General features: G+C 58.5%; 15 protein-coding genes. 8 read left to right on the forward strand and 7 right to left on the reverse strand.

The genetic code is table 11. The annotated features are described in order from the left end of the window. Nucleotides 1-72: 72 nt before the first annotated feature. The 4 genes from E2F50_RS21170 (at nt 73) to leuB (ending at nt 2,655) form a co-directional block, all read left to right on the forward strand. Nucleotides 73-300 carry a hypothetical protein gene (locus E2F50_RS21170; protein WP_133318176.1) on the forward strand — a complete coding sequence of 76 codons (228 nt, stop codon included), beginning with the start codon at nt 73-75 and terminating at the stop codon, nt 298-300. Between the two features lie 134 nt (nt 301-434). Next, nucleotides 435-1,040, forward strand: a complete 606-nt coding sequence (gene leuD, locus E2F50_RS21175; RefSeq protein WP_133318177.1) for a 3-isopropylmalate dehydratase small subunit — start codon at nt 435-437, stop codon at nt 1,038-1,040. 14 nt (nt 1,041-1,054) lie between these two features. Continuing rightward, nucleotides 1,055-1,441, forward strand: a complete 387-nt coding sequence (locus E2F50_RS21180; protein WP_133318178.1) for a RidA family protein — start codon at nt 1,055-1,057, stop codon at nt 1,439-1,441. A gap of 101 nt (nt 1,442-1,542) precedes the next feature. Continuing rightward, nucleotides 1,543-2,655 carry a 3-isopropylmalate dehydrogenase gene (leuB, locus tag E2F50_RS21185; RefSeq protein ID WP_133318179.1) on the forward strand — a complete coding sequence of 371 codons (1,113 nt, stop codon included), beginning with the start codon at nt 1,543-1,545 and terminating at the stop codon, nt 2,653-2,655. 71 nt (nt 2,656-2,726) lie between these two features. Here leuB and E2F50_RS21190 read toward each other — a convergent pair whose 3' ends face one another. After that, nucleotides 2,727-4,442 (reverse strand): MFS transporter, encoded by a 1,716-nt coding sequence (locus tag E2F50_RS21190; RefSeq protein ID WP_245515533.1) that lies wholly within the window; start codon nt 4,440-4,442, stop codon nt 2,727-2,729. Nucleotides 4,443-4,925: 483 nt separating this feature from the next. On the opposite strand from E2F50_RS21190, the gene E2F50_RS21195 reads away from it, so the two are divergent. Further along, complete coding sequence (locus E2F50_RS21195; protein ID WP_133318180.1) at nt 4,926-5,960, forward strand: aspartate-semialdehyde dehydrogenase; 1,035 nt, start codon at nt 4,926-4,928, stop codon at nt 5,958-5,960. Between the two features lie 195 nt (nt 5,961-6,155). Further along, nucleotides 6,156-6,968, forward strand: coding sequence for a lytic murein transglycosylase (locus tag E2F50_RS21200; protein ID WP_133318181.1), 813 nt, complete (start codon nt 6,156-6,158; stop codon nt 6,966-6,968). A 19-nt stretch (nt 6,969-6,987) separates the two neighbouring features. Here the strand turns inward: E2F50_RS21200 and E2F50_RS21205 are convergent, their stop codons facing one another. Then, nucleotides 6,988-7,662, reverse strand: coding sequence for a carbonic anhydrase (locus tag E2F50_RS21205; RefSeq protein WP_133318182.1), 675 nt, complete (start codon nt 7,660-7,662; stop codon nt 6,988-6,990). 70 nt (nt 7,663-7,732) lie between these two features. Beyond that, entirely contained in the window at nt 7,733-8,605 is an 873-nt protein-coding gene (pdxY, locus tag E2F50_RS21210) for a pyridoxal kinase PdxY (RefSeq protein WP_133318183.1), read from the reverse strand. Between the two features lie 161 nt (nt 8,606-8,766). On the opposite strand from pdxY, the gene E2F50_RS21215 reads away from it, so the two are divergent. Together E2F50_RS21215 and E2F50_RS21220 are read left to right on the forward strand one after the other, a co-directional pair. After that, the gene (locus tag E2F50_RS21215) at nt 8,767-13,527 is read left to right on the forward strand and encodes an NAD-glutamate dehydrogenase (RefSeq protein WP_133318184.1); all 4,761 of its coding nucleotides are present in this window, start codon (nt 8,767-8,769) and stop codon (nt 13,525-13,527) included. Nucleotides 13,528-13,555: 28 nt separating this feature from the next. Continuing rightward, the gene (locus tag E2F50_RS21220; protein ID WP_133318185.1) at nt 13,556-14,965 is read left to right on the forward strand and encodes an MFS transporter; all 1,410 of its coding nucleotides are present in this window, start codon (nt 13,556-13,558) and stop codon (nt 14,963-14,965) included. On the opposite strand, the gene purH is transcribed toward E2F50_RS21220, so the two are convergent. The 4 genes from purH to htpX all read right to left on the reverse strand — a co-directional run bounded on the left by purH (nt 14,962) and on the right by htpX (nt 20,818). Further along, nucleotides 14,962-16,578: a bifunctional phosphoribosylaminoimidazolecarboxamide formyltransferase/IMP cyclohydrolase gene (gene purH / locus E2F50_RS21225; RefSeq protein ID WP_133318186.1), complete on the reverse strand. Its 1,617-nt coding sequence runs from the start codon at nt 16,576-16,578 to the stop codon at nt 14,962-14,964. The genes E2F50_RS21220 and purH overlap by 4 nt on opposite strands. Nucleotides 16,579-16,661: 83 nt before the next feature. Next, nucleotides 16,662-18,344, reverse strand: coding sequence for a heparinase II/III family protein (locus tag E2F50_RS21230; RefSeq protein ID WP_133318187.1), 1,683 nt, complete (start codon nt 18,342-18,344; stop codon nt 16,662-16,664). A gap of 102 nt (nt 18,345-18,446) precedes the next feature. After that, nucleotides 18,447-19,850 carry an RsmB/NOP family class I SAM-dependent RNA methyltransferase gene (locus E2F50_RS21235; protein ID WP_425375414.1) on the reverse strand — a complete coding sequence of 468 codons (1,404 nt, stop codon included), beginning with the start codon at nt 19,848-19,850 and terminating at the stop codon, nt 18,447-18,449. After that, nucleotides 19,841-20,818 (reverse strand): zinc metalloprotease HtpX, encoded by a 978-nt coding sequence (gene htpX, locus E2F50_RS21240; protein ID WP_133318189.1) that lies wholly within the window; start codon nt 20,816-20,818, stop codon nt 19,841-19,843. Before htpX ends, E2F50_RS21235 begins: the two co-directional genes overlap by 10 nt. Nucleotides 20,819-20,916: the final 98 nt, after the last annotated feature.

Consider the following 20,916-nt stretch of genomic DNA (forward strand, 5'->3'; position numbering starts at 1 on the left):
ACCACAGGCAGGAAAGCCTCTTGCAACAGAAGGCCGCAAGGCCCACATTTTCCGATGCAGAAAGGTCTAATTATGCAAAATGTTCGCGCATTCCTAGTCATTACATCGGCAATTGCCATTCTTGCCACGGCGGCTTTGCTGACGGCATCTCTGACCGTCGCCTTTGTAGGCATACTGGCCGTTCTTTCCATTGGCCGAGCGCTTTCGCAGCGGCTCAAGCCGGTTCCGGTGCGTGCCAATGCTGACCAGCGCGCAATGCGCGTCTGGAATGATGGCCGCGGTACGATCATCGATCTCTAAGCTGCTCACGCTCAACAGGCTGCAATCCGGCTGCTTCAGGACGCTAGCGTACCGGTTGAGGGTAAACCGCCCTTCAAATTCGGCTGAATTTACTTTAATGCAGCTTGCGCGAATAAGTCTTGCGGAGGCAGATCATGGATAAGTTTACAAAGCTCACCGGCGTTGCTGCGCCGCTTCCGGTCGTCAATATTGATACGGACATGATCATTCCGAAGGATTACCTGAAGACGATCAAGCGGACCGGGCTTGGCAAAGGCCTATTTGCCGAAGCTCGTTACAATGAAGACGGCACAGAAAATCCCGACTTCGTTCTCAACAAGCCTGCTTATCGCGATGCCAAAATTCTAGTTGCCGGGGACAATTTCGGTTGCGGCTCCTCACGTGAGCACGCGCCTTGGGCCCTCCTCGATTTCGGCATCCGCTGCGTGATCTCGACGAGCTTTGCCGACATTTTCTACAATAACTGTTTCAAGAACGGCATCTTGCCGATCGTCGTCAGCCCGGAAGATCTGGACAAGCTGATGGATGACGCTTCGCGCGGTTCCAATGCCGTTGTCTCCGTCGATCTTGAAGCCCAGGAAATCAGTGGCCCGGATGGCGGCTCCATCCATTTCGATATCGACCAGGGGCGTCGCCACATTCTCCTCGAAGGTCTCGACGATATTGCTTCCACCATGAAGAGCGATGCTGCAATTAGCGGCTTTGAGAACAAAAACCGCACCGAGCGCCCCTGGCTTTGATTGGGAGCGCTCGAATGGTGACGCGCATCTCCTCCGGATCCCCCTTTGAAGCGCGGATTGGTTATTCCCGCGCTGTGGTCGACCGTGACATGGTCTATGTCTCCGGCACGACCGGGTATGATTATGCAAAGATGGAAATGCCCAATGACGTCGCGGCCCAGACCCGGAACGCGCTCGGCACGATCGAGAAGGCGCTGAAGGAAGCAGGCAGCGGTCTTCAGGATGTTCTACGCGTCCGTTATTATCTCACCGACATGGCTAACTACGACGCTATCGTTGAGGTATTGGGGCAGACTTTTTCCGACATCCGACCTGCCGCCACCATGGTGGTCTGCGGACTGACCACACCTGAAATGAAGATTGAAATCGAAGCGACGGCCCGGATCGGCGCCGGCAGTTAACGAAATCTGCCCCGTCGCTCCAGGCTCGACGAGGGTGTGACAGGCGCGCTTCAGTTAGCGCGGGAGGACGAGCCTGGAGAACCGGTAAGGACCAATCGAATATGGCCAAAACTCTCTTCCTTCTCCCCGGCGACGGTATCGGACCCGAAGCAATGGGCGAAGTCCGCAAGATCATCACCTACATGAACAGTGAAATGAACGCGGATTTCGTTCTGGACGAAGGCTTGGTTGGCGGCTGCGCCTACGATGCCCATGGCGCTGCCATTTCCGAAGAGGATATGGCCAAGGCAATGGAGGCCGATGCTGTTCTGTTCGGTGCAGTCGGCGGCCCGCAATGGGATGCCGTTCCCTACGACGTGCGTCCAGAAGCCGGCCTTTTGCGGCTGCGCAAGGACATGCAGCTTTTCGCCAATCTTCGTCCGGCGATATGCTACCCAGCACTTGCCTCCGCATCATCCTTGAAACCGGAACTGGTTGAAGGGCTCGATATTCTGATCGTCCGCGAGCTTACCGGCGGCGTTTATTTCGGTGAGCCGAAGGAGATCCTCGATCTGGGCAATGGGCAAAAGCGCGGCATCGACACGCAGGTTTACGATACCTATGAAATCGAACGGATTGCAGGCGTCGCGTTCGAGCTCGCCCGCACAAGGCAAAACGCCGTCTGCTCCATGGAAAAGCGCAATGTCATGAAGTCCGGCGTGCTTTGGAACCAGGTTGTGACCGAGACGCACAAGGCGAAGTATTCCGACGTCAAGCTCGAGCACATGCTGGCCGATGCGGGCGGCATGCAATTGGTCCGCCAGCCGAAGCAGTTCGACGTCATCGTCACCGACAACCTATTCGGCGACATGCTGTCCGACGTTGCCGCCATGCTGACCGGCTCGCTCGGCATGTTGCCGTCGGCCTCGCTCGGTGCGCCGGATGCCAAGACCGGTAAGCGCAAGGCTCTCTATGAACCGGTTCACGGATCTGCGCCTGATATTGCAGGCAAGGGCGTGGCCAATCCGATCGCGATGATCGCCTCCTTTGCCATGTGCCTTCGCTACTCGTTCAACATGGTCAACGAAGCCGACAAACTGGAAAAGGCAATTGCCACCGTGCTCGACCAAGGCATCCGCACCGGCGACATCATGGGCGAAGGCTGCAGGCAGGTGGGGACTTCGGAAATGGGCGAAGCTATCCTCGACGCCTTCAAAGGCAATCTGGGCGTCTGATCACCAGCGTTTGGATTCTCAAATGCAAAAGGGCCCTGCGTCTCCGCAGGGCCCTTCCTTTTGATGAACGGTTAGTCGTTGAGATCGATATTGCGCTGGTCCTTCACGAAGATCACGCCGATGATGATCGTGAGAATGGCAAAGCCGACCGGGTACCAGAGGCCGGCATAAATATCGCCGGTCGAGGCAACGATTGCAAAGGACGTTGCCGGGAGCAGCCCGCCAAACCAGCCGTTGCCGATGTGGTAGGGCAGTGACATGGCGGTGTATCGGATGCGGGTCGGGAAAAACTCGACAAGCGCCGCGGCGATCGGGCCGTAAACGATAGTGACATAGACGACCATGACCCAGAGGATGGCGATGACCGTCAGCGCCTGCTTATTGCCGAGCACCGAGAAGAAGCCATCGACTTTCACCTTGGCGGCATCATTGGCGGCCGGGTAGCCAGCCGCCACGGAGGCCGGACCCAGACGCTGGGCAAAGGTCTCGCTCTTGCCGTCGGCAAGCGTTGTCGTTGCGACCGGCACGTCAGTTCCTGCAACGCTGACCGTTGTCGGCGCACCGGCTGCAGCTGGAACCAGCGTGTAGGTAAAGGCCTGCTGCGACAGGGTCCGGCGTGCGACGTCGCAGGGCTGCGTAAAGGTTCTGATACCAACTGGATCAAACAGGGATCCACAAGTCGCCGGATCTGCCGAAACCTCGATTTTGACCCGTTCGATCGCTGCCGCATAGGTCGGATTGGCGGCATTGGTCAGCCCGTGGAACAGCGGGAAATAGGTCGCCGCCGCGAGGGCGCAGCCTGCAAGGATCACCCATTTGCGCCCCACCCGATCCGACAGCGCGCCAAAGACGAGGAAGAATGGCGTTCCGAGGAGAAGCGACCAGGCGATAAGAACATTCGCTGTCAGAAGGTCGATCTTCAGAATGCTTTGAAGGAAGAACAGGGCATAGAACTGACCGGTATACCAGACAACCGCCTGTCCAACGACGAGGCCAAACAGCGCAATCAGAACGATCTTGCCATTTTTCCACGTACCAAAAGCTTCGGTCAGCGGCGCCTTTGAGCGGGTGCCCTCTTCCTTCATCTTCTGGAAGACCGGCGACTCGTTCATCTGCATCCGGATGTAGATCGAAACGGCGAGCAGAAGAGCAGACGCCAGGAACGGAATGCGCCACCCGCCCTGAAGGCCGAACAGCACGGGATAGCTTGTAGCGAAAGCTTCTTCGCCCATGTTGACGCGCAGCGTCACGATGACAGCAAGCGAAAGCAGAAGACCAAGCGTTGCTGTTGTCTGGATCCAGGACGTATAAAACCCGCGTCGGCCGCGAGGAGCATGCTCAGCCACATAGACCGCTGCACCGCCGTATTCGCCGCCGAGTGCCAAGCCCTGCAGCATACGCAGCGCGATGAGAATAACGGGTGCCGCTGCGCCGATCTGCTCGTAACTTGGCAGAAGGCCGACCAAGAAGGTGGAAAGGCCCATGATCACGATCGTGATCAGGAAGGTATACTTACGCCCGACAAGGTCGCCTAGACGCCCGAAGACAAGTGCCCCGAAGGGGCGGACAAGAAAGCCCGCAGCGAAGGCGAGCAGTGCAAAGATCGCTTGCGTGGCCGGCGGAAAGGCTGAAAAAAACTGCCGGCCGATGATGACTGCAAGAGTTCCGTAGAGATAGAAATCATACCATTCGAAGATGGTGCCGAGAGAAGAGGCAAATATGACCTTCTTCTCCTCCCGCGTCATCGGGCTGGCCTTCGTTCCAGCCGCCGTTGCGACATTTGCCATTGTTGTCCTCCCACAAATGAACCGGCACCGCGTTCCAGACATTCCCTCCTGAACCTGGACATGGCGCATTTTCGCAGACTGACAGAATCTGGGACAAAGGGAGAGAGATGCTTTGGGATTATGACTTTCGTCTAATGTCAGGCCTGCATTTGCTTAAAGATACAGCCAGCCGACAGCTCGCATTGATCCTGTACCGCCTTGACTCGGCACAAAAATCTTCTAAACCACTTTGCGAACGGGAAATACCCAGATGCAAGCCTGCGACTTCGACATCGCTGCCTCCAGCCAGCCGGTCTATCAGACCGAATGGCGAATCTGTATTTCCGGTTCCTTCAAAACCATGGCCAAAACGACGACGAAAACCGTCTGACGTCTCTGGCCCGCCGCTCTCTCCCCGGCATGGCTGGGGACAAGGAACACCGCGACCTCACTGGCGCGGCTTCCCCCTCACCAGATCGAGGAGAGACAGAAAGAGAGCACGAAATGGGTTTCAAGATTGCAGTCGCCGGCGCAACCGGCAATGTCGGCCGGGAAATGCTCAACATCCTGTCGGAACGGGGTTTTCCCGTCGATGAGGTGGTAGCGCTCGCCTCCGCACGCTCGCAAGGAACTGAAGTGTCCTTTGGCGACCGGACGCTGAAGGTTTCCAACCTGGAAAATTATGATTTTTCCGACACCGACATTTGCCTCATGTCCGCAGGCGGTACCATTTCGCAGAAGTGGTCGCCGAAGATCGGGGCCCAGGGCTGCGTCGTCATCGATAATTCCTCCGCATGGCGTTACGATTCCGAAGTGCCGCTGATCGTGCCGGAAGTCAACGCGGACGCCGTCAGCGGCTTTGCCAAGAAGAACATCATCGCCAATCCCAATTGCTCGACCGCTCAGCTGGTTGTGGCCCTGAAGCCGCTGCACGACTTTGCGAAGATCAAGCGCGTTGTCGTTTCGACCTATCAGTCCGTTTCCGGTGCCGGGAAGGAAGGCATGGACGAGCTGTTTACCCAGACACGCGCCGTCTTCGTCGCAGATCCGGTGGAAGCCAAGAAGTTCACCAAGCGCATCGCCTTCAACGTCATTCCGCATATCGATAGCTTCATGGAAGACGGATATACGAAGGAAGAATGGAAGGTTCTGGCTGAAACCAAGAAGATCCTCGATCCGAAGATCCGGGTGACTTGCACAGCCGTGCGCGTCCCGGTTTTCATCGGCCACTCGGAATCCGTCAACATCGAGTTCGAAAACGAGATCACTGCGGACCAGGCGCGCGACATCCTGCGGGAAGCTCCTGGTTGCCTCGTGATCGACAAGCATGAAAACGGCGGCTACATTACGCCTTATGAGTCTGCCGGTGAGGATGCCACCTATATCTCGCGTATCCGCGAAGATGCGACGGTAGAAAATGGCCTCAATATCTGGGTCGTTTCCGACAACCTGCGCAAGGGTGCGGCCCTGAATGCGATCCAGATTGCTGAGTTGCTTGTCAATCGTGGCCTGATCAAGCCGCGCAAGGTTGCTGCCTAATTGTTTTATTAAGGCTGTTACGGTAGATCCCGCTCGATATGGCGGGGTTTACTCTTAAGAATACTCTCCCATCACGAACTGTTCATGAAGGATGAGTTGCGATTATCCGCAGCCATCGCCATAAGGCCGATTGGATATATCCCCCACGGGCGCGCTTCCGGCCAAGCTGACCCACTTTGACGACAGGTTGACTGCATGAAGAAGATTTTGCTGGCAGGATTGATTGCAACCAGTGCCATGGTAGCCTCCCCGGCTCTTGCCGCCCTTCAATGCGGCAATGATGCCTCCGGTTTCAGCCGCTGGGTCGAGGACTTCAAGCGAACTGCTCCTGCAAACGGCATTGACCCTTCCGTGGTTGAGCGGGCGCTGTCGACAGTATCCTACAATCGCAATACCATCCGCGCCGACCGCGGCCAGAAGAGCTTCAAGCTGTCTTTCGACGAATTCATGCGCAAGCGCGGCGGCCCCGCCATTATTTCGCGCGGCAAGGGCATGAAGTCCGGCAATGCTGCGCTTTTCGCGTCGCTCGAGCGCCGATATGGCGTTCCGGCCGGTCCGCTGATTGCCATCTGGGGGATGGAAACTGGCTTCGGCAGCTTCATGGGCAATGAGCATACGCTCTCGGCTGTCTCGACCCTGTCCTACGATTGCCGGCGCTCTGCCTATTTCACCGAGCAGCTTTATGCAGCCCTGCAGCTCGTTGCCCGCGGCGACCTCAGCACCTCTGCGCGCGGTGCCGCCCACGGCGAGATCGGCCAGACGCAGTTCCTGCCGCTGAACGTTATCCGTTACGGAGCCGATGGCGACGGCGACGGACATATCGATCTGGTTCGCTCGCGTGCCGATGCGCTTGCCTCCACTGCCAATTTCCTCAAGGGCCATGGGTGGAGAGCAGGAGCCGGCTATCAGCCGGGAGAGCCGAATTTCGGCGCCATCCAGGGATGGAATGCTGCAAGCGTCTACCAACAGGCGATCGCCTATATGGGCGCCAAGATCGACGCTCAGTAAAGTCTTGGATCAAGCCGCTTCAGGCCGAAACTTCTTCGGCCTGAAGCGCGGTCTCGACCAGATCGGGACGCACGAAATCGCCTTTGTCGTTCATGACCCACAGTTCGCCTGTGGAGATGTCAAACCAGGCGCCGTGAATGGCAAGTTCTCCGCTTTCCCCGAGAGACCGAACAAAGGGGAAAGTCTGGAGGTTTGCGATCGAATTGCGGATCGATACCCGCTCGAGCGCTGTCTGACGCTCAGTCTGGGTCATCAGATCATTGCTCTGGATCTGTTCGGCGGCAGGCCGCACAAGTCCGATCCACTTGCCGATGAAATCGCCGGGCGACAGCGGCTGCATATCGAGATCGAGCGCCGCCTGGATGCCACCGCAACGGCCATGCCCCATGACGACGATGTTGCGGATCTTCAAAACCTGGATGGCATATTCCAGCGCCGCGGATGTTCCGTGAAACTGGCTGTCGGGCTCGTAAGGCGGAACCATGTTGGCGATGTTGCGGACAACGAAGAGTTCGCCCGGGCCGCAGTCAAAGATTGTTTCCGGCGCCGCGCGCGAATCGCAACAAGCAATGATCAGCGTATGCGGTGCCTGCCCCGTTTCCGCGAGAACGCGATAACGCTCCCGCTCGTCGCTGTAGCGTCCGCTCATGAAATTGCGGTAGCCGCTCAAAAGTCTGTCTGGAAATTCCGTCATGCGCCAAGGATTATAGCGCTGCCGTTGGAAGATCAACGCCCTTGTGCACCTATAGATGCGCCGCTGCTGGTCAACGCTTGATCCGCTGTAGGGGATGCACCAGCCGGCGCATCTGCACCATGGCCATTGGCAAAGAAAGGCTTGCCGAATCCGTTTCCAGCGTCAGTTCATCGCCGCCACGCTTGGCCGTGCGCGCCAGGATCTCGAAGACGCTGGCTGTAGAAAGCTGCAGCGCCTTTTCGTCATCCAGCCCTGCCAGTATCCTCGCCAGGAACACCGCAGAAAGCAGATCGCCCAACCCGTTCGGCGGGTTGTCGATCAGCCGGTGTTCCGCGAGCAGGGCATGGTGGCCGGTGAGGTAGAGATTTCCGGTGCCACCGGCCATCATCGGTACGGCCGAGGTGACCAGAAGCCGGGGCGGACCAAGCGACACAGCGGCCTCCATGATTGCGGTATTGCTTTCCAGCGGCGCTCCGGAGAGCCATTCGAGTTCGAAACGGTTGGGTGTCGCAAGTGTCGCCAGGGGCAGCAACTCATCGCGAATGGCTTCAGCCGTTGCTTGGGGAACGTATAGTCCACCGCGATCGCCTATGACTGGATCGCAGGCGTAGAGTAGATCGGGATTCCTGTCCTTTAAAGCTAGAATGAGGCGCGCTACGGAGCGTGGCTGGGCCGCGTTTCCGAAATAGCCGGTCAGGACCGCCCTCACCTCTCCCAGCCATGGCGCACGAATGAGATCGTCTATAGCTTTGTCAAAATCTGATTCGGGAAAGCTGAGGCGCGTCGAGGGCCCATGCCCCGGATGCCACGGGAGGACGATGGTTGGCAGTGCCCAGACAGGATAGCCCAAAGTCTCCAGCGCGAAGACAGCAGCACGATTGCCCACCGAACCTCGCACCACATGGCTGGAGATGACGATGACGGCACTGGCAGTATTGGACATTGGCTTCGGCTTTCGGCTGCGAATGGGCGTTGATCCTTCCATCGTTGCCGCATGTCAACAAGGCTTAACGGAAGAATGAAACGCTGGTGAGCCGACATGGATCGGCTAGGTTACGGCAAGATGACAAGACAGCTCATCGTCTTGGAGGGGAAGGAAAACAAATGGCAGGCAAGCAGAACCCAAGCCGCGAAAAGCAGATCGAGAAGGCGCGCGCCATCGCGGCCGGCCTGGCAGGTCCTCATCTTGATCCCTTCATCCTTTTTGCCCGTGCCAGCAAGGACGACATAAGCAATTATACGTCTGACATGCTGGCGCTTTCGGCCCAGCACGCCGCTACGCGGTTGCAGTCCTGGACCCGGATCAAGGCGGACATTTCGATTTCCCAGGTAGCGGGGATAGAGCCGAACGGTAGCCCGGTCTCGATATTGACGGTCATCGACCGCAACATGCCTTTCCTCTTCGATTCCATCATGGGCGAGGTGACGGCCACTCATCGTGATCTATCCATGGTGGTTCATCCGATCCTGTTAATGCAGCCTGGCAAGGACCCTGTTCTGCGCTCTCATGACCAACCTGGCGATCCTTCCTACCATGTTAGCCTCATCCAGATCCATCTTACGCCACTGGGTGAGGAACAGGCTGCCTCGTTGGCAGAGCGGGTCCGTCATGTCCTGGATCAGGTACACCTGACGATTGCCGACTGGACATCTATGCTCGAAGTTCTCGATGGAGCAGCAGAACAGCTGGCTAAATCTGCGAGCCGACGCAAGGCAGAGCGCGACGAGGCTCTCGCTTTCCTTGACTGGCTGCGCGACGACAACTTCACCTTCCTTGGCATGCGTGAATACGTTTACAGCGGTAAGGGCTCGCAGGCGACCGTGGAGCGGGGCAAGGGCCGCGGCCTTGGTATTCTTTCAGATCCGGACGTGCTCGTGCTGAGACAGGGCAAGGATGCCGTGATGACCACGCCGGAAATTCTGGAATTCCTTAATGGACCAGATTTCCTGATCGTCACCAAGGCCAATGTAAAATCAGTCGTTCACCGCCGCGCCTATATGGATTACGTCGGCATCAAACGCTTCGATGAAACAGGGCAGGTTATCGGTGAGCTACGCATTGTAGGGCTGTTCACCGCCACCGCCTATACGCATTCGGTGCGAGATATACCGCTGCTGCGGGCCAAGATCAGCGAGGTCGAAACCCATTTTGGCTTCGATCCGGACAGCCATTCGGGACGAATGCTCGAAAACACCCTGGAGTCCTATCCGCGGGATGATCTCTTTCAGATCGATACCGATCTGCTCGCACGCTTCTGCGAACAGATCCTGGAATTGAGCGAACGCCCGCGTGTTCGGGTATTGCCGCGTATCGACCGCTTCGACCGTTTCGTTTCTGTCATCGTTTATGCGCCTCGTGAAGATTATAATTCCTTGGTTCGTGAAAAGATCGGCGCCTATCTGGCGGAAATCTACCAGGGCCATGTCTCCGCCTATTACCCGGCCTTCCCGGAAGGTGCGATTGCCCGCGTCCACATGATCATTGGCCGTAGCGGCGGGAAGACCCCGCGGATTGCGCAGGCCAAGCTCGAAGACGCGATACGTCTGATTGCCACGCCATGGGAGGCGCATTTCGCAGCCCTTGCCGAAGCCGGCCCCCGTCTCACCGTTAGTCAGGCTTTTCAAGAAGCCTTTTCTCCGGAAGAAACCTTTGCAGATCTGCCGGCGATCGCCGCTTGTGCGGCTGGTGAAACGATCAACATCGCGTTTTACCGTCGTGCAACCGATCCCGCGGCGACCATTTCGCTGAAGATCTTCCACAAGGATCACCATCTGTCTTTGTCGCGTCGCGTCCCGCTTCTTGAAAACCTCGGCTTCCACGCCGTCAGCGAACAGACTTTTGAGATCGAGGTAGGCCCGGACAACAAGCTCGTCGTTCTCCACGACATGGAGCTTCAATTAAGCAGTGGACGGGAAGTTGATCTGTCCCGCGAAGCGCCGCTTCTGGAAGAGGCATTCCTGTCGGCCTTCAATGGCTTGATCGACAATGACAGCTTCAACCAACTGGTTCTGCTCTCGGGCCTTTCTGCACGCGAAGTCACTGTATTGCGGGCCTATGCGCGTTACCTGCGCCAGGCCGGCATCGTTTATTCGCAAGCCTATATTGCCGACACGCTTAACAAGTATCCGGGGATAGCAACGGCACTCTTCCGGCTGTTCCGAAATGGGTTCGATCCGGCAATATCCGACAAGGCGCGCACGAAGAAGCTGTCGAGCTGCCATGCAGAAATCGAGCAGGCTCTTGCGGATGTTCCCAATCTTGATGAAGATCGCACCCTGCGACGCTTCGTCAATGCCATCGACGCAACGCTTCGCACCAACTATTTCCAGCGCGGCCCAGATGGCAGCCCGAGCCGGATGCTTGCCTTCAAGCTTGATCCGAAGCTGCTCGACGGCCTACCGGAACCGCGGCCATTCCGTGAAATCTACGTCTACGGAACGGAAGTCGAGGGCGTACATCTGCGCTTCGGCATGGTGGCGCGCGGCGGTATCCGGTGGTCAGATCGCGGCGAGGACTATCGCACCGAGGTGCTTGGACTGGTTAAGGCACAGCAGGTCAAGAACGCCGTTATCGTGCCAGTTGGTGCCAAGGGCGGCTTCTTCCCTAAGATGCTTCCTGTCGGCGGCTCGCGCGACGCATTCTTCAACGCGGGCAGGCAAGCCTACATCACCTTCATCCGAACCTTGCTGTCGATCACCGACAACATTGTCGGTGGCGAGATCACTGGCCCCCCGGACACGATCCGTATCGATGGCGATGATGCCTATTTTGTGGTGGCGGCCGACAAGGGCACGGCCACGTTTTCCGATACAGCCAACGGCCTGGCGCAGGAAGCCGGCTTCTGGCTGGACGATGCCTTTGCGTCTGGCGGGTCGGCAGGTTACGACCACAAGAAAATGGGCATTACCGCCCGGGGCGCCTGGGAGGCGGTCAAACGGCATTTCCGTGAAAAGGACGTCGACATCCAGACGACGCCGTTTTCCGTGGCGGGCGTCGGCGACATGTCCGGCGACGTTTTCGGCAACGGCATGCTGCTGTCGCGCAAGATCCGGCTGCTCGCCGCCTTCGACCATCGCGACATCTTCATCGACCCGGACCCGGACATCGAAAAATCTTATGCCGAACGAGAGCGCATGTTTTCGCTGCCGCGTTCCTCCTGGCAGGACTACGACCGATCGAGCCTTTCAGATGGCGCCATGATCATCTCGCGGTCGGAAAAGTCGGTGAAGCTTACAAAGCAAGCTGCGGATGCGATCGGTATCGACAAGACAACGGCGACACCCTTCGAGATCATGACCGCCATCCTTAAAAGCCCGGTGGACCTTCTCTGGTTCGGCGGCATCGGCACCTATGTGAGAGCCTCCTCCGAAAACGATGTGGAAGTCGGCGACCGAGCCAACGATCCCATCCGCATTACCGCTAGCGAGGTGCGTGCCAGCGTCATCGGCGAAGGCGCCAATTTGGGTGTCACGCAAAAAGGCCGTATCGCCTATTCACTGGCGGGCGGCCGTTGCAATTCGGATGCCATCGACAATTCCGCAGGCGTCAATTCCTCCGACGTGGAAGTTAACATTAAGATCGCCCTGAATGCAGCAATGCAGGATGGCCGGTTGAGCCGCGAAAAACGGAACCAGCTCCTTGCTTCCATGACGGAGGAAGTCGGACACCTCGTGTTGCGCAACAATTACCTGCAGCCCCTGGCCATATCGCTGACAGAACGCAAGGGCGTCACTAACCGGGAAGAACTCTCACGCCTCATGTCGGTTCTCGAGGCGCATGGCCAGCTGAACCGCAAGGTGGAAACCTTGCCCGACGATCAAGAGCTGACGGAGCGCTACCTGTCGGGTCGCCCGCTCAGTCGGCCGGAAATCGGCGTCTTGCTGTCCTATGCAAAGATCGTCCTTTTCGACTCACTGATCGACAGCCCTGTTCCGGACGACCCCTATTTTGCTGACGTGCTGAAGGCTTATTTTCCAGCCAAGATGCAGAAGCTATATGTCGGCGACATCGATAATCATCGGCTTCATCGGGAAATCATTGCGACCGCGCTTGCCAACGAGGTTATCAACCGCGGTGGGCCGGGCTTTGTCCAGCAGATGAGCGACATGACCGGCGCAACAGCCGCCAATGTTGTGAAAGCCGCATACCTTGGGCGTGACGGGTTCGACCTCCCAAAGCTGTGGCAAGAGATAGACGCTCTCGACGGAAAACTGTCCGGAGATGTCCAGAACGATCTTTATGCCCGTGTCGGCGCGATCTTTGCGGAGGCAACGCGGCTCATTATCCAGACACAGGTTGGAGCCGGCGATTTAACTGGCGCCATGAACCGGCTAAAAGCAGCCTTGAAGGGACTTCGAGCCTCGATCAATGGTCTGGATGTCATCGACGCGGCCGCACGCGCCGCGGAACTGGAGGAGCGTGGGGTTCCGGCATCGCTGGCGCGGGACATCGTACTTCTGTCGACCTTGGTTCTTGTTCCGGAAATCATGCTGATCGCCGACCGGACGGGGGAAACCATGGCACGCGCGGCAGAAAGCTATTTTGCCGTGACAGCCACTTTCCGGGTCAACAGGCTAATCGAATCGGCTGAGAGAATCAGCACTTCCGATCACTATGAGAGCCTCGCCATTTCCCGCAGCCTGCAACAGATCGCTTCAGCCCGCAGAGATATTGTGATCGCCGCCCTGATGAACCACCCGAAAGACAAGAAGCCGGTAGAAGCGTGGCACGGCAGTGACCGCGTCCGCGTCAACCGTATCGGCGCTGAACTGGTTGCCTTGAGCGAGGGCAGCGATATCACTCTCCCCAAGGTGACCGTCGCCGCCGGCCTTCTGGGTGACCTCGCCCATGCACGCACTGCCTAGCACAATCAATGAACCTATCTGAGGCAATATGGCCGACCTTCAAACTGAAGATGTGCCGGTAAGATCCACCCGGCGTGGCATATGGGGGTGGATGTTGTTCGACTGGGCAGCCCAGCCATTTTTTACCGTCGTCACCACCTTCATCTTCGGCCCCTATTTTGTTTCACGGCTGAGCGAGGATCCGGTCTCGGCTCAGGCTGCCTGGAGCAACATGGCGACCATATCCTCCCTGGTCATAGCCGTTTTTTCCCCTCTTCTCGGTTCGGTTGCCGATTACAGCGGACCGAAAAAGCCCTGGATTGCCTTCTTCGCTCTCGTGAAGATTGTCTGCGTGGCGGCGCTTTGGGTGGCGGCACCGGGCTCGCCCATCATCTGGCCGATGATATTCATGATCTTCGCATCGATCGCTGCGGAATTTTCCTCGGTTTTCAACGACTCGATGATGCCGCGGCTGGTCGGCAAGGCAGAGGTCGGCCGAGTTTCGAACACGGCCTGGGGCCTCGGCTATCTCGGCGGCATGATCGTCCTGATAGCGGTCGTTGCTCTTCTATCCGCCAATCCTGATACAGGACTGACTCTGATTGGCATTCCGCCGCTCTTTGGACTTGATCCACATCTCGGCGAAGATGCCCGCATCACCGGACCGATTTCTGCAGTTTGGTATCTTCTCTTTATTCTGCCGATGTTCTTTTTCACGCCGGATGCAAAGCGCGGCCTGCCGCTGGCGGCTTCGGTCCGTGCAGGTCTTCAGCAAGTCGGCGGCACGCTTCGCGAACTGAGGCAGCGAGCCGGAATCGCCCGCTTCCTGATAGCCCGCATGCTCTACCAGGACGGCGTCAATGGACTGCTGATCCTGGGCGGTGCCTTTGCCGCCGGCATGTTTGGCTGGGCGACGATCGAAATCGGCATCTACGGGATCATCCTGAATATTGTTGCCATATTCGGCTGCATTCTTGCAGGCTGGCTCGATCGCTTGCTTGGCTCTAAGGTCGTCGTCGTCATGAGCCTCAGCGCTCTCATGGCAGCAACCCTGGGCATCGTCTCAACCGGTCCGGGCTTCGTCTTCTTCGGCCTCATGCCACTGCCGCTCGACGATAGTGGCGGATTGTTCGGCACCGCAGCCGAAAAGGCATATGTCCTCTTCGGCCTACTGATCGGCATCGCTTTTGGGCCGGTCCAGGCCTCCTCCCGATCCTATCTCGCCCGCAGCGTCAGTCTCTCGGAAGCCGGCCGCTATTTTGGCATCTATGCGCTGTCGGGCCGCGCCACCAGCTTCCTTGCGACGCTGCTCTTTTCGGCAGTCACTTACCTGACCGGTTCTGCTCGCTACGGCATGGCGACCCTGATGATCTTCCTGACGCTAGGCTTGGTCCTGCTGATCACGACGCCCTATCCAGCCGATCGGTTGCCGAAACGACTGAAGGATACTGACGGCTAGTGTCGGAAGTGGCGCATGCCGGTGAAGACCATGGCGACATCATGCTCGTCGGCCGCCGCAATAACCTCTTCATCGCGCATGGAGCCGCCGGGCTGAATGACCGCGGTGGCACCGGCGGCAATTGCTGAAAGAAGACCATCGGCGAATGGAAAAAAGGCTTCCGATGCCACTGCCGACCCCTTGGTCATCGGCTCTGCCCAGCCCATTGCCCTGGCAGCTTCCTCGGCCTTCAAGCCGGCAATACGAGCCGAGTCTAGGCGGCTCATCTGGCCGGCACCGATACCCGCCGTCTGACCGTCCTTCGCATACACGATGGCGTTCGACTTGACGTGCTTGGCTACCTTGTAGGCAAACTTGAGGTCATCCAGTTCGCTCGCCGTCGGCTGGCGCTTGGTGACGACGCGCAAGTCAATGTCCTCGATCATGCCGTTGTCGCGGGTCTGAACGAGAAGGCCACCAGCTACCGTCTTTGCCGTGAGGCCACGGGAGCGCGGGTCCGGCAGTCCGCCGGTAACGAGCAGTCGCAGGTTCTTTTTGGCCGCAATGATCGCTTTGGCTTCCTCTGAAACCTGCGGCGCAATAATGACTTCCGTGAACAGCTTGACGATTTCTTCGGCCGTTTCGCCGTCCAGTATCTGGTTCAAGGCGATAATACCGCCAAAAGCCGAAGTGGAATCACAGGCGAGTGCCTTGAGATAGGCATCCCTTAGGGAGGAGCCGACCGCCACGCCGCAAGGGTTGGCGTGCTTGATGATCGCGCAAGCAGCGCCGCGTTCCGGCGAGAATTCGCCGATCAGCTCGAAGGCTCCGTCCGTATCATTGATGTTGTTATAGGAGAGCTGCTTTCCTTGCAGGAGCACGGCAGTGGCGACACCTGGGCGGTTCTCGCCGGTTACGTAGAAGCCGGCGCTCTGGTGCGGGTTCTCCCCATAGCGCATCTCTTCCTTCAAGACGCCGCCGATGGTGCGGTAGCGCGGAATCTCGATGTCAAGTGCTTCTGCAAACCAGTTGGAAATGGCTGTGTCATAGGCAGCCGTGCGGGCATAAGCCTTTGCCGCCAGTTTCTGACGGAAGGCGTAAACGGTCTGGCCCTCGTTCGACCGCATTGCTTCGATGAGCGCCGGGTAATCGGACGGATCGGTGATGATCGTTACATAGGCATGGTTCTTGGCCGAGGCGCGGATCATGGCTGGGCCGCCGATATCGATGTTCTCGACGGTGGTCGGGTAGTCACCGCCAGCCGCCCTGACCTCCTCGAACGGGTAAAGGTTGATGACGGCTAGATCGATGCCTTCGATCGCATGCTCTTTCATGGCCGCCGCATGCTCCGCATCATCGCGAATAGCCAGCAGTCCGCCATGCACGCTCGGATGGAGCGTCTTGACCCGGCCATCCATGATTTCGGGAAATCCGGTCACATCTGAGACATCCGTGACGGGCAGGCCGGCGGCAGCAATGGCCTTTTGCGTGCCACCGGTCGACAGCAGCTTTACGCCCTGCGCCACAAGCGCCTGAGCAAGCTCAATGATGCCGGTCTTGTCGGAAACCGAAAGCAGCGCAGTTCGGATCTTGATATGATCGGGAGCAGGAATTTTCTTGGAAACGACGGCCATTGCTCACTCCTCGAAATGCGCTCCGAACGGAGCCAGCAGCTAAGATGGCCGCGGTTAGCACAGCTTGGCAGAAGAGGGAACGTCTATTCGCCCCGCCTTAACATCCAGCGGATTTCAAAGACATCGGGCGGTGAGAATTCGATCACGAGTTGCTGGCTGGGGCGGATGCCGGCAACATCGGCGAAGAAGATGTCCTCGTCGATCTGCACGTGTAGACCCGGCGCCGTAAAGACCCACGCTTCTCCATCCGGCGCGCGCAGGACAACCGTTTCCTCGTCGCGACGCTTGAGGATGACAGCGGGATGGACGTGAAAACGGGCCACGGCTGAAAACGGCTTGGAAGGAGACGCGTCTCCTTCCTCCCGAAACAACCTGTCATGGCCCTTGATCTTGTTGCCTTTCGAACTCATGCCGATTTCGCGCTCATGGAAGTAGCCATAGTCGCGAACGTAACCGTCGTGAATTGCACGGAGCCAGTCATTGCCGTGCGCGTCGTCCCACCGCTCCACCTCGACCTGGCTGACGCCCGGCAGCAAAATGGCGCCTGAAATTTTGGAGCGGGCAATGCGGCTTGAGGACGCTTCGTCGAGGATGACAGTAGAATGGGCGGCCGTTGATCGGGCGATCGTACGGTAATTGCGGCCGGCGGACTTGGGTGCTCCGCAATTGACGATGAAGCGATGTCGGGCTGACGACATTTCGAAGGCAAGGCTGCCGGCATGTGCAGACGAGGACAGTTCCGGAGACAGCGGATGGCCGGTGTCGACGATGAGGGTCGTTCCTTCTGCCGCCAGCCGGTGGTAATTCATGTGTGGCAGCGCCTTGAAAGGCTTGCCTGCCGACTCGTCGTAACGCAGCACTGACATCAATTCGCTTGCCGGCGTGGCACTGGCGCCGTTGAAAAGTGCCAGATCGCCGTCCTGATGACGAAAGAACCGCAGCGCCGGATACATACGGTCGATTGTCGGGATGAGCTTTTGCGGCAGGTCATGCCCCAGATTAATGTAGGTTTGGCGAAGCGGCAGCAGATCCAGCAGGAGATCCAGCAGAGCACGCGGATTGCGGGATACATGGCCTCCATCCGCAAGGACCTGCTGTTCCAGCTCCCTATCCAGGCGGGCGCCCTCCCGACGGATGTAGCCAGCCCGTGTCGGCATGGAGATGGACGCCATCGCCAGAGCGATGCGCTGCCTCAAGCGCGTCTCCCCTTCGGGCGTATAGCTTGCGATCTTGCGAAGATACCGCACCTGATAGGCAAGGCACTTCATGAAGCGGCGATAGAACCCGGCTTCGGCCCCCTGCAGCACGACGGTGGAGTGGGAAAGCCAGGCAATGACCCTTTCCGCAACGACATGCGGCTCCCAGGCAACACCCCTGCGCCGCCGGCCATAGATGGCGATCCAGTCCGACACGATCTCTCTGGCATTCGCACAGCTGGCTTCGGTCTTGTTCGTCCGGATATGCCGCAGCCACGCAAACGAATGCAACCGCTCCGCAAAAGCGCGTGATGGCAGTTCTGTCGCGAAGGGCGATTGGCCAAATGTTTCAAGCGTGCGGCCAGCTAGGGGGAAGCGGCCTTCGAGAATCTCCTCGGCAACGAAGGGATCGAGCGACCGTAGATCCGTAGGCGCGACAATCAGCCGGTCCGGCACCTGCAGCGAAAACGGGGTGACAGCCAGCCGCAATGGCGCCGAACGCCGGCCGAGGCGTCGCCAGATCTCCCGCAAGCCGGAGGATAGAAGCCTCCTGCGATCCGCGAGTCGCATTGTCAACCTGGAACACTCCGCAGGATGTCTACAAGTCCGGCCGATCGGACGGAATCACTTTTTAGACTATTCGAATGATCGGACTTTATGGTGAAGAATGTCTTACCGGACCCGCAGCACCGAAGCGAAAAACCCGTCTATACCGCCAGAGAACTCGCCGTCTCCCGGCAGCATGGCAGGTGTCGTGCGGATTTCTCCGAGATCGGAAATGGCATCCTCCAGTCCCGGCCAATCCCTGGCGTGGACCGGCACACGCTCGAGCCTTGGATCGTCTGCCAGCACACGCGCCACCAGGTCTTCTCCTTCTGATGGATCGAGCGAACAGTTGGAGAAGACAACGATGCCGTCAGGCTTCACCAGTGTGGTTGCGTGTCTCAGCATCTTTTCCTGCAGCGCAGCAAGCTTGGCTATGTCCTCCGGACCTTTAGTCCAAAGGACATCGGGATGCCGCCGCGTCGTTCCGGTCGAGGAGCACGGAGCATCCAAAAGCACGCCGTCCAGGGCTTGGTCTGGCTGAAACTTGAACAGATCGCCGAGGACAAGTTCGGCCTCAAGCTTCAGTCTCGACAGATTCTCCTTCAGCCGGACAATGCGATTGCTGGACTGCTCGATGGCGATGACATGGGCTCCGGCATGGACCAGCTGCGCCGTCTTGCCTCCCGGCGCGGCACAGAGATCCGCTATCCGCTTGCCCTTGAGATCACCAAACAGTTTTGCGGGGATGCTGGCTGCCGCATCCTGGACCCACCATTCACCCTCGCCGAATGCGTCCAGCGCCGTTACCGAGCCTTCAAAGCTGCTGAGCCGTACGCTGCCTGTGGGCAGGATCTTGCCATTCAACTTCTCCGCCCAGCCATCAGGGTCGGATTTCACCGTAAGATCGATCGCCGGAGGCACCAGCTGTGCTTCCGCTATCCGCTTGGCTTCCGCGTCGCCATAAATCTCTTTCAAACGGTCGTTGAACCAGTCCGGCACCGGTGACACATCGGCTGTTCTGGCCAGAACTTCGTCCTTTTCCCGCACCAGGCGACGCAGCACCGCATTGACGAGCTTGGCGAAGCGCCGGTTGCGGGGGTCGCGATTGGCCTGTTCGACAGCCAGATCGACCGCCGCATGCGATGGGACATCGAGATGCAGGATCTGGGTCGCAGCAATTACGAGAACGTGGTGAAGCGCCCGAGCACCCTCCGGCAATGGCGTCTCGATAAGGGATGCGATAGCTGCCTCAATGCGGGGCAGATAGCGCAGCGCCGTTGTCAGAATGGCGCGTGTCAGGGCCCGATCGGCATCACTCAGCGCCTTGTAGGCCGGGTTGCCATGCGTCAGATCCAGCATTCCATCCAAGGAGGTCTTCCGGTCTACGGCCGCCGCGAGAAGCTTTGCGGCGGTTAGCCGGACTTCAAGACCGGGCTTGAAAGGTCCTGAACGACTTTCCGGAGCCGAGCTTCTGGAACCGGTCGATGGCGGACGGGGCTTCTTGCTTTTGTTGCTGTCGTTCAAGACCAGGGACCTTTGCGCGGTTCATTTGAACCACGGCCCCAACCGGAATTTCGGCCGGTATACGGAACGGAGCGCGCGGTGCGCTGCGGTCTATCAGCCTCAAATCGCGGCGTCGAGGAGTTGCCACGCAAGTCGCCGGCCATTTCCTGAAGCGCCGCGATGCGATTTTCGGTGTTGGGATGGGTTGAAAAAAGGTTGTCCATGCGCTCGCCCGAAAGCGGGTTGATGATGAACATATGCGCCGTGGCCGGGTTGCGTTCAGCCTCATAATTGGGAATTTGATGCGCGGTGCCAGCAATCTTTGCGAGAGCCGAGGCAAGCGCCAGGGGATTGCCGCAGATTTCTGCGCCGCGCCGGTCGGCTGAATATTCGCGTGTGCGGCTGATCGCCATCTGCACCAGCATGGCGGCGAGCGGCGCAACGATCATGGCTGCCAACACGCCAATGAACCCGAGCGGATTGCTGTTGTTCTCGCGATTGCCGCCAAAGAAGAAGGCAAAATTGCCGAGCATCGAAATCGCGCCAGCCAAGGTCGCGGTAATGGTCATCGTCAAAGTATCGCGGTTCTGGACGTGCGCCAGCTCATGGGCCATGACCCCGGCTACCTCGTCGTGGGTCAGCCGCTGCAAAAGACCGGTCGACGCGGCGACTGCGGCATTCTGGGGATTGCGGCCGGTCGCGAAGGCGTTCGGCTGAGGATTGTCGTAGACATAGACCTTCGGCATGGGCAGGCCGGCATTGGCCGCCAGATCCCGGATCATCGTATAGAATTCCGGAGCAGTCTGCGCGTCTACCTCTTGCGCATTGTAGGCAGACAGCACCATTTTATCCGAGTTCCAGTAGGAAAACAGGTTCATGCCGGCGGCGAGAACGAGCGCGATCATCATGCCGGACCTGCCGCCGATCAAAAATCCGACGCCCATGAACAGGGCGGTCATAAAGGCCAGAAGCATGGCTGTGCGCATCACATTCATCGTCATCTCTTCCTTTGACGGGTGCGGTGGGGTTTTCCCTTACCGGCAAGCGCTCTATTATGTGGTCAGATGAACCGCTATTTTCAACAAACAGTCGA

Origin of the sequence: Rhizobium deserti, from assembly GCF_004358025.1 — a bacterium.
Classification (GTDB): Bacteria; Pseudomonadota; Alphaproteobacteria; order Rhizobiales; family Rhizobiaceae; genus Neorhizobium; species Neorhizobium deserti.